Below are 9252 nucleotides of genomic sequence, written 5' to 3'. Positions count from 1 at the left end.
GGCGGAGGCCGCCATGCTCGCCGGCCTGTTCAAGGCGCCGACCAAATACTCGCCCAACGTCAACCTGCCGGCCGCGCGCAGCCGCGCGGTGGACGTGCTGCACAACATGGTCGAGGCCGGATTCGTCACCGAGGGGCAGATCCAGACTGCGCTGCGCAACCCCGCGAACCCGGTCACCCGCACCAAGGACATCACCGCCGACTACTACCTCGACTGGGCCTTCGGCGAGGTGAAGCGCATGGCCGAGGCGGGCCGCTTGCGCAACGACCGCGTGCTCACCGTCAAGACGCCGCTCGACCTCAGCATCCAGAAATCCGCCGACCAGGCGGTGGAGAACATGCTGCGCCGCCTCGGCGACCAGTACGACGTGGACGAGGCCGGCGTGGTGATCCTCGATCCGGACGGGGCGCTGCGCGCCATGGTCGGCGGAGCGGATTACGGCGAGAGCCAGTTCAACCGCGCCACCGACGCGCTGCGCCAGCCGGGCTCCTCGTTCAAGCCCTATGTCTACGCGGCGGCGCTCGCCTCCGGCCTGTTCAAGCCGGATACGATGGTGGTGGATTCCCCCGTCTGCGTCGGCAATTGGTGCCCGCAGAATTACGGCCGCTCCTATTCCGGCCGCCAGCCGATGTGGCTCGCGGTGGCGAAGTCGATCAACACGATCCCGATCAAGGTCACCACCGCCATCGGCAAGGGAATGGGCATCACCCACGAGTGGAACGCGGCGAAGGCCGGGCGCGCCAAGGTGATCCAACTCGCCAAGGCGATGGGGGTCACGACGCCCTTGACCGACACGCCCTCCCTGCCGATCGGCGCCACCGAGGTGACGGTGATGGATCAGGCGGCGGGCTTCGCGGTGTTCGCCAATGGCGGCCGGCTCGCCAAGCCCTACGTCGCCACCGAAGTGCGCAATTCCAGCGGCGAGGTGATTTACCGCCACGCCGACGAGAAGCCGGTGCAGGTGCTCTCGTCCCAGGTGACGGCGGACATGAACTACATGCTCAACAAGGTCGTCGAGGAAGGCACCGCGCGCAAAGCCCAGATCGAGGGCGTCAAGGTCGCGGGCAAGACCGGCACCACCAACGGCTACCGCGACGCGTGGTTCGTCGGCTACACCGGCAATTATGTCGGCGCCGTCTGGTACGGCAACGACGACCACAGCCCGACCAACAAGATGACCGGCGGTTCGCTTCCCGCGATGACGTGGCACGAGATCATGGCGCCCGCCCATCAGGGCATCGAGATCAAGCCGATCCCCGGCCTCAACGACCGCAACCGCGCGCCCCAGGCGGCCCAGGCCCAGGCCGACAGCGCCGCGGCGGTGGCCAGCACCGGCGGACGTCTCTCGCGCCGCTCCTTCGAGGTGCTGTCGAGCCTCAACGGCCTGTTCCGCACGGTCGAGACCAGCCGTTCCGCCGCCAGCGGAGAACCGGGCAAATCGGAGCCGGGGAAATCTGGTCCAGCCCGGTCCGGCGCCATCGCTCCGGATCGGATGCGGGCGCCGGGCCTTGCCCCCATCGACGTCGCCGAGGGCGCCCGCGCCTCCGGCGGCTTCGGGACGCCCTGAGGCCGGTCGCATGGCATTCTCGAGCGACATCGGCCCCATGGCCGGCGAGTCCGCGCGCCGGCAGGACAGCCCGCGCCTGCACAGGCTCGCGAAGGGGGCCGCCGCCCGCGCCTCGCGGGTCGGCCTCTTCGTCTACGCCCTGGTGCTCGGCGGCCTCCTCGGCCTCGCCAGCGCCGACTACGCCACCAGCGGCGGCTATCCCTTCGGCGGCACCGGGATCGGGAGCTGGACGGCTTGGCCGAAGGCGGGCTCCCTCGACGCCGACCCCTATTCCCGCGCCGTCAATGCCCGACGCGGCGACATCCCGCTCGCGGTGGGCGAGGGCATGCTGCTGACGGCGGCCAGCGACGATGACGGCCGGACCCTCGACGCCCGCTGCAGCTATCGCCTCGCCGGCGTGACGCCCCCCGCCCGGGCCTGGACGCTGACGGTGACCGGCCGCGGCGCCCCCGAGCCGGGCCGCGAGCCGGTGCGGACCGGCTTCACCTCCACCGAGATCCTGCGCGAGCCGGATGGCCGCTTCGCCATCCTGCTCAGCCCCGAGGTGCAGCCGGGCAATTGGCTGCCGATGCCGCGTCCGAGCGGACCGGTCCGGCTCGCCTTGCGCCTCTACGACACGCCGGTGGCGGCGAGCGTCGGCTCCCTCGACCGGGACAGCCTGCCGGCGATCCAGCGCACGGGATGCGGCGCATGAGCCGGAGCGCCTTCCTTCTCGCCACCACCTGCGGCCTCGTGATCGCGGGAATCGTGCACATCGCCACGGTCCTGGCGATTCCGCGCTTCGCGGAGGGCGACGCCTTCACCCGTGCCCGGGCGAGCGAGACCCTCGATCACCCCCTACGGATCCACGGGCTGACCGAAGGTCCCCCCGCCCCCGGCGGGGCTTGGCTGCCCAATCCCGATCCGGCGGTCTCGGTCGGGGTCTGTTCCTACGATCTCGACGACGGGCCGATGCGGGTCTCGACCCAGACCGGCTCGCTGATGCTGTCGGTGTCGATGCACAGCCGACGCGGCGCCTTCTACGCGGTGACCGATCAGGCGGCGGTGCGCGGCGGCCTCGACCTCGTGGTGATGACCCGCGCGCAGTACGACGAGGCTTTGGCCAACGACGTGGCCGGCGAGGTCACCCGCGACGTGCGCATCATCGCCCCCGCCCGGCGCGGCTTCGCGGTGGTCCGGGTCATCGCCGCGCTCCCGAGCGAGCGGGCCGTGGCGGATGCGGCGGTGCAGGCGGTCTCCTGCACCATCGACAGCCCGGCCGAGCCGACGGGGGAGGGGGACAAGGGCTGACGAATCCGGGCCGATCCGGCCCGGCCGGGAAAGGGCCGCTTTCCGGGCCGATGCGCTATGGTGAGCGCGAACCCGCTGCCGGACCTGCCGCGCCCATGGACTTCACCGAATTCTGGTTCGCGGCAGGCATCGTCCTGATCGCGCTGATCCTGTCCGCCTTCTTCGCCGGGGCGGAGACCGCCTTCACCGCTGCCTCGCGGGCGCGGATGCTGTCACTGGAGAGTGCGGGCAACCGCCGGGCGACGCTGGTCAACCGCATCCTCGATGAACGGGAGCGCTTCATCGGCGCCATGCTGATCGGCTACAACGTCGTGGCCATCGGCGCCTCGGCCTTCACCGCGGCGGTGTTCACCAGCCTGTTCGGCCGCGAGGGCGTGCTCTACGCCACCGCCGCCACCTCGGTGCTGGTCATCGTCTTCGCGCAGGTGCTGCCCAAGACGCTCTCCATCAACAATCCCGACCGCATCGCCCTCGCCTCGGCCCGGCCGGTGGCCTACGCGGTGGGGCTGCTCGGACCGATGGCCCTCGCGGTGGAGGCCCTGGTGCGGGCGATGCTGCGGCCGTTCGGCCTGTCCATCGATGCCGGGCGCTCGATCCTGACGCCGCGGGAGGAGATCCGCGGTCAGGTGGCCCTGCTCCACCGCGAGGGCGGGGTCGGGCGCGCCGAGCGCGACATGCTGGGCGGCCTGCTCGACCTCAACGAGCTGACTGTCTCCGAGGTGATGGTCCACCGCACCAAGATGCGCACCATCGATGCCAGCCTGCCCTCGGAGGAGATCGTGCGGGCGGTCCTGGCCTCGCCCTATACCCGCATGCCGCTCTGGCGCGACGGCCATGAGAACATCGTCGGCGTTCTTCACGCCAAGGACCTCCTGCGGGCGCTGGATGCCGCCGGGGGCGAGGCGGCCTCGCTCAAGGTCGAGGCGCTGGCGCTGGAGACATGGTTCGTGCCGGGCACCACGACCCTGCGCGACCAGCTCAAGGCGTTCCTGGCGCGGAAAACCCATTTCGCCCTGGTGGTCGACGAGTACGGCGAGGTGATGGGCCTCGTCACCCTGGAGGACATCCTGGAGGAGATCGTCGGAGAGATCGCCGACGAGCACGACGTGGCCGTCTCCGGCCTGCGCCCGCAATCCGACGGGTCCGTCCACGCGGATGGCGGCGTGCCGATCCGCGATCTGAACCGGGCCATGGATTGGAACCTGCCCGACGCCGAGGCGACCACGGTGGCCGGGCTCGTCATCCACGAGGCGCGGTCGATCCCCGATGCCGGCACCGCCTTCAACTTCCACGGCTTCCGCTTCCAGGTCCTGCGCAAGGCGAAGAACCGGATCACGACGCTCCGCATCACCCCGCTGCCGCCGTCCCAGCCCAGGCGCAACGATGCGGAGGGGTGAGGCCGGGGGGGGCTTCCGGCGTCGGCGCGCGGCTGCCGCGTCGCTCCGTTCCGGTGCCCCTGCACCCGGCAACGGCCATGCGGGTGCGCGCGGAAGCCATGCGCGTAATTCGATTGTACCCACCGAGATTTTTCTTTACGATCCGCGCCTTAGGTCTGTCGCAGGGACTCCGCCGCACGGCTGCCCTCGGTCGGGACGTATGGTGCGGGAGGGGTGATCGGCCGCAAAGAGCGGTGACCTTCCCGCGCAGGTCGTTCCCCGGAGGTGATGGCGGATCGCGAAGGCAGCCGAACGATTCACGAAGGCGGCCCGCCGCCCCTAATATCTGCCGGTCCGGTCTTGCCTGCGGGGCCGGAAAGGTCAGTGCGCAGTGTGCGCGCCGAGGATGAGTGCCATGAGTCAAACGGGGCGCGACGACCCGCAACTGCTGGACAACCAGCTCTGCTTCGCCGTCTACGCAGCGGCGCATGCCTTCGGCCGGGCCTATCGCGGCCTGCTCGCCCACCACGAGCTGACCTATCCACAATATCTCGTGCTGCTCGTGCTGTGGGAGGAGGAGGGTCTGTCGGTCAAGGAGATCGGCAGCCGGCTGTTCCTCGATTCCGGGACCCTGACACCGCTGCTCAAGCGCTTGGAGGCCTCGGGCCATGTGCGCCGTGCCCGCGACCGGCCGGACGAGCGGCAAGTCAGCATCTTTCTCACCGAGAAGGGCCGGGGTCTCAAGGGCAAGATGGATTGCCTGCCTCATACGGTCGGCGGCATGACCGGAATGAGCCTCGACCAGCGGCGGACGCTGCTCGACCATCTCGCCCTCATGCGCGACGAGCTGCATTCCCGCGCCGGCAGCGGAGAGGCGCCTGTGACGGAAGCCGCTTCCGGCTGATCGGCCCGTAAACGGCTCGCCTGTCCGGCGGATCGCTCAAAAGCATACCGCCGAAACGAGAAAAGCCGCCCCGAAGGGCGGCTTTCCATTGTTCGAAACCGGATGAATCTCAGGACTTGGTCTTGAGATAGGCGATGATGTCGTCGACCTTCTTCGGATCCTTGATGCCGGGGAAGACCATCTTGGTGCCGGGCACCTTCTTCTTCGGGTCGGTGAGCCACTCCTTGAGGTTGGCCTCGTCCCAGGTGATGCCGGACTTCTTCAGCGCATCGGAGAAGGCGTAGCCGTCGGCACCCTCGCCGGCCTTCGATCCGACGACACCCTTCAGGGTCGGGCCGACGCCGTTCTTCTCGAAGTTGTGGCAGGCCTTGCAGGGGGCGAACGCCTTCTCGCCGGCGGCGGCATCGCCCTCGGCTTGGGCGGCGACAGGCAGAAGCAGCGCGAAGGCGGCGCCGAGGATGAGATGACGCATCGTTTTTTTCCTCCTTGAACGGCCGAAGCCGGCCTGCTTATGGCAGAGCTTTTAGCCTTAGAACAGATATAGACTGAGTCAGGCTTCCGTCCAGTCGAGCTCCCGCGACGAACTTGCCAGCGTTCCTTTCGGTGGCTGCATGGGTCGGCGGGAACCGCCGTGCGCCCGGCGCGGCTTTAGGCTAGAAGGATCTTCCGACATCGTCCGATCGAGACTGGGGCGCGGCGGCTGAAGCGGAGCTGAAGCCCGACAACGCAGCCTGTGGATCGCCGGGCGACGAGACGAAGCGCACAACGCCGCTGTGCCGCGGATCGATGCATCCGCGGCGTGCCCTGAAGGAGATGCCGACCATGTCGATTGCCTTCCCCGCGCCGGATGCGGATGTCGTCGCCCGCCGCGACGCCATCATCGCGGGGCTTGCGGCGCTGGTGGCGCCCGAGGCTCTGGTGACGACGGAGGATGAGCGGCGCGCCTTCGAGACCGATGGACTGACCGCCTACCGCAAGATGCCGCTGGCCGTGGTGCTGCCCTCCACCACCCAGGAGGTCTCGGCGGTGATGGCCTTCTGCCATGCCAACGGGGTGCGGGTGGTGCCGCGCGGCGCCGGCACCTCGCTCGCCGGCGGCGCCATCGCCCAGGAAGACGCGATCATTCTCGGCGTGGGCAAGATGACCCGCATCCTCGACCTCGATTTCGCCAACCGGATCGCGCGGGTCGAGGCCGGTATCACCAATCTCGCGATTTCCGGCGCGGTGGCCCATGAGGGCTTCTTCTACGCCCCCGACCCGTCGAGCCAGCTCGCCTGCACCATCGCCGGCAACATCGCCATGAATTCCGGTGGCGCGCATTGCCTGAAATACGGTGTGACCACCAACAACCTCATGGGCGTGACCCTGGTCACCAATGACGGCACGGTGGTCGAGATTGGCGGCGGCCATCTCGATTCCGGCGGCTACGATCTGCTCGGCCTGATCTGCGGCTCGGAGGGCCAGCTCGGCATCGTCACCGAGGCGACCGTGCGCATCCTGCGGGCGGCGGAGGGCGCGCGCCCGGCCCTGGTCGGCTTCTCCTCGGTCGAGGATGCCGGCGCCTGCACCGCGGCGATCATCGCCGCGGGGATCATTCCCGTCGCCATCGAGTACATGGACAGCGAGGCGATCCTCATCACCGACGATTTCGCCAAGGCCGGCTACCCGCGCGACGCCGCCGCGATGCTGATCATCGAGGTCGAGGGTTCGGACGAGGAATGCGCGGACATGCTGGCCCGGATCGAGGCCATCGCCGCTCAGTTCAATCCGACCAGCATCCGCGTCTCGAAGTCGGAGGCCGAATCCGCCGCGATCTGGAAGGGCCGCAAATCCGCCTTCGGCGCCACCGGCCGCATCTCCGACTACATCTGCATGGACGGCACGATCCCGACCGGCCAGCTCGCCCATGTGCTGGAGCGCATCGGCGCGATCTGCGCGGAACAGGGCCTGCGCGTCGCCAATGTCTTCCATGCCGGTGACGGCAACCTGCACCCGCTGATCCTGTTCGACATCAACAAGCCGGGCGAGTTGCAGAAGGCGGAGGCGGCGGGCGATGCGATCCTCAAGCTCTGCGTCGAGGTGGGCGGCTGCCTCACCGGCGAGCACGGTGTCGGGATCGAGAAGCGCGAGCTGATGCGCTTTCAATACGGGCAGGAGGATCTCGAACAGCAGATGCGGGTGCGCAACGTGTTCGATCCCGGCTGGCTGATGAATCCGGCCAAGGTGTTTCCGCTCGAAGGCCGAGTGGCGGCCTGACGCGCATGCCCCGCTACTTCTTCCACACCCGCATCGGCGGCGACATCCTCACCGACGAGGAGGGGTCGGAATTGCGCGATCCCGACCATGCCTGGCGGGTCGCCCGCGCCACCATCCGGGCCAGCCTGGAGGAGGAGGGCAGCGATCCCCGTCTGCTCACGGCGGTCCTCGTCGTCACCGACGAGGAGGGCGAGGTGGTGCTGGAATTCCCCTTCGCCGAAGCGGTCACCGAGGCCGAGTCGGAGCCGGGGGAGGGAACCCTGCACTGAGGCGCAGGCGGGCTTCTCCCTACTCGCTCCGTCCCAGCCGCTCGCTGCGGAACGCGCCGTAGCCGCTGCGCGCCAGCCGCTCGGCGAGAGCCGGCAGGAACAGCTCCGCCTCCGCCGCCAGCATCCAGGGCGGATTGATGACGACGAGGCCGGTGCCGGAGAGCCGCGTCGGATCGTCGGGCCGCTCGATCATCAGGTCGAGGCGTAACGCCGGGCGTTCCAGCCCCGCATCGAGCGCCGCCGCCATGCGGTCGACCGCCGACAGATCCTTGATCGGGTACCAGCCGAGATAGATCCCGGTCGGCCATTTCCGGGCCGCCTTGAGCAGGTGCTGGCCCAGACGGTCGATCTCGCCGCGCTCCTCGTAGGGCGGGTCGATCAGCACGAGGCCGCGGCGCTCGGGCGGCGGGATCAGGGCGTTGAGCGCCGTCCAGCCGTCGAGATGCATCACCTTGGTGCGGGAATCGCTAGCATAGCGCGCGCCGAGCGTCTCGGCATCGACGGGATGGAGTTCCACGAACACGCCCTTGTCGCCCGCGCGCAGGTGCTCGCGGATGATCGCGGGGGAGCCGGGATAGGTGGTGGCGCCGTGCCGCGCCCGCACCGCCGCCACCGCCGCCCGATAGGGGGCGAGCAGCGCCTCCACATCGGCCGCGAACGGCGCCTCCAGCCGGCCGAACCCGTCGTGCCATTCGCCCGTGCGGCCGGCTTCCTCCGCTTCGAGATCGTAGACGCCGAGGCCCGCATGGGTGTCGATGGCGCGATAGGGCTTCGGCTTCGCGGCGAGATGCACGAGCACGCGGGTCAGCACGAGGTGCTTGAGCACGTCCGCGAAATTGCCGGCATGGAAGGCGTGACGGTAGTTCAGGGCGCGGTCCTCGCGAGGGAAGGAGAGCCGCTTATCAGGAAAGTCGGCTCCGCGTCAGCGCGCCGCCTCGATGGTCACTTCGCCGGCGCGGCAATTCTGGCGCGCGACCTCGGGGCAGGGGGTGAAGCCGCGCAGATCCTTCGAGAAGCAGATCCGCACTTCCTGCAACTGGCCCCGGCGGCAGGTCACCGACATCATGTCCGGGCGCAGGCCCTTGTTGGCCATCACGAATTGCCGGGCGATCTCGATCGGCGCGGCCCGCATGCTCGCTTCCGGCTTGGTGAAGCCGTCCGGGATCGTCACCGCCTCGCGGGCGGTCTTCACAGCCTTGAAATAGGCGACCGGATCGAGTCCCGAGCAGGTGCCGTGGGTGCGCCATTCGTGCCGGGCCAGCCCCTCGCTCGGCATGATCTCCCCCGCCGCCTCGACGGCGTTGCGGGTGAGAGGCCGCTCCACGGCGGAGCAGTTCGAGGGGAAGCCGCGCTGGTATTGCGGCCAGAGGCCGTGAACCACGAAGCCGAGGCCCCGCCCCGGAGCGCATTGCCCGTTGCGGTCGCGCTGCGCGCCCTCGCCGTCGCAATAGGTCGGCGACCATGACAGGGACAGCACGTAGAAGTCGAAGCTGCCCGGCTCGCCGCCGCGTCGGAAGCCGCCGAAATCCTGCGCGCCCGCACCGGAGGCCCAGGTCAGGCCGAGGAGAAGGGCGGCGAGGCGGGCAGCTT

10 protein-coding genes are annotated in these 9252 nt (G+C 69.4%); 7 read left to right on the top strand and 3 right to left on the bottom strand.

The features are described 5' to 3' along the window. The 5 genes from MZTS_RS21460 to MZTS_RS21440 all read left to right on the top strand — a co-directional run. The coding region (locus MZTS_RS21460; RefSeq protein WP_192285356.1) for a transglycosylase domain-containing protein at positions 1-1567 on the top strand (1567 nt) is incomplete at its 5' end. A 10-nt stretch (positions 1568-1577) separates the two neighbouring features. Then, a complete protein-coding gene (locus MZTS_RS21455) occupies positions 1578-2261 on the top strand; it encodes a DUF1214 domain-containing protein (RefSeq protein ID WP_192285355.1) in 684 nt (227 codons plus the stop codon). Beyond that, positions 2258-2857 carry a DUF1254 domain-containing protein gene (locus MZTS_RS21450; protein WP_192285354.1) on the top strand — a complete coding sequence of 200 codons (600 nt, stop codon included), beginning with the start codon at positions 2258-2260 and terminating at the stop codon, positions 2855-2857. Before MZTS_RS21455 ends, MZTS_RS21450 begins: the two co-directional genes overlap by 4 nt. 95 nt (positions 2858-2952) lie before the next feature. After that, on the top strand, positions 2953-4254 hold the full coding sequence (locus MZTS_RS21445; RefSeq protein WP_192285353.1) for an HlyC/CorC family transporter: 1302 nt from the start codon (positions 2953-2955) through the stop codon (positions 4252-4254). Positions 4255-4648: 394 nt separating this feature from the next. Further along, positions 4649-5137, top strand: coding sequence for a MarR family winged helix-turn-helix transcriptional regulator (locus tag MZTS_RS21440; RefSeq protein ID WP_009865451.1), 489 nt, complete (start codon positions 4649-4651; stop codon positions 5135-5137). A 109-nt stretch (positions 5138-5246) separates the two neighbouring features. Here MZTS_RS21440 and MZTS_RS21435 read toward each other — a convergent pair whose 3' ends face one another. Next, positions 5247-5609, bottom strand: coding sequence for a c-type cytochrome (locus MZTS_RS21435; RefSeq protein ID WP_192285352.1), 363 nt, complete (start codon positions 5607-5609; stop codon positions 5247-5249). A gap of 350 nt (positions 5610-5959) precedes the next feature. On the opposite strand from MZTS_RS21435, the gene MZTS_RS21430 reads away from it, so the two are divergent. Together MZTS_RS21430 and MZTS_RS21425 are read left to right on the top strand one after the other, a co-directional pair. Further along, entirely contained in the window at positions 5960-7393 is a 1434-nt protein-coding gene (locus MZTS_RS21430; protein WP_192285351.1) for an FAD-linked oxidase C-terminal domain-containing protein, read from the top strand. A gap of 5 nt (positions 7394-7398) precedes the next feature. Continuing rightward, positions 7399-7662, top strand: coding sequence for a DUF6894 family protein (locus MZTS_RS21425; RefSeq protein ID WP_009863536.1), 264 nt, complete (start codon positions 7399-7401; stop codon positions 7660-7662). A 19-nt stretch (positions 7663-7681) separates the two neighbouring features. On the opposite strand, the gene MZTS_RS21420 is transcribed toward MZTS_RS21425, so the two are convergent. Both MZTS_RS21420 and MZTS_RS21415 read right to left on the bottom strand, forming a co-directional pair. Beyond that, positions 7682-8488 (bottom strand): 23S rRNA (adenine(2030)-N(6))-methyltransferase RlmJ, encoded by an 807-nt coding sequence (locus MZTS_RS21420; protein WP_192285350.1) that lies wholly within the window; start codon positions 8486-8488, stop codon positions 7682-7684. Between the two features lie 96 nt (positions 8489-8584). After that, a partial coding sequence (locus MZTS_RS21415) for a ribonuclease T2 family protein (protein ID WP_425492765.1) occupies positions 8585-9252 on the bottom strand: 668 nt, incomplete at its 5' end.

The organism is Methylorubrum zatmanii, from assembly GCF_014845115.1.
In the GTDB taxonomy this organism is placed as follows: Bacteria; Pseudomonadota; Alphaproteobacteria; order Rhizobiales; family Beijerinckiaceae; genus Methylobacterium; species Methylobacterium zatmanii.
This window is presented reverse-complemented; position numbering and strand designations above follow the sequence as displayed.

What these genes read in the sequence shown, in the direction of transcription:
- MZTS_RS21455 (WP_192285355.1), top strand. Translation starts at nt 1,578, where the DNA reads ATGGCATTCTCGAGCGACATCGGCCCCATGGCCGGCGAGTCCGCGCGC.
- MZTS_RS21450 (WP_192285354.1), top strand. Translation starts at nt 2,258, where the DNA reads ATGAGCCGGAGCGCCTTCCTTCTCGCCACCACCTGCGGCCTCGTGATC.
- MZTS_RS21445 (WP_192285353.1), top strand. Translation starts at nt 2,953, where the DNA reads ATGGACTTCACCGAATTCTGGTTCGCGGCAGGCATCGTCCTGATCGCG.
- MZTS_RS21440 (WP_009865451.1), top strand. Translation starts at nt 4,649, where the DNA reads ATGAGTCAAACGGGGCGCGACGACCCGCAACTGCTGGACAACCAGCTC.
- MZTS_RS21435 (WP_192285352.1), bottom strand. Translation starts at nt 5,609, where the DNA reads ATGCGTCATCTCATCCTCGGCGCCGCCTTCGCGCTGCTTCTGCCTGTC.
- MZTS_RS21430 (WP_192285351.1), top strand. Translation starts at nt 5,960, where the DNA reads ATGTCGATTGCCTTCCCCGCGCCGGATGCGGATGTCGTCGCCCGCCGC.
- MZTS_RS21425 (WP_009863536.1), top strand. Translation starts at nt 7,399, where the DNA reads ATGCCCCGCTACTTCTTCCACACCCGCATCGGCGGCGACATCCTCACC.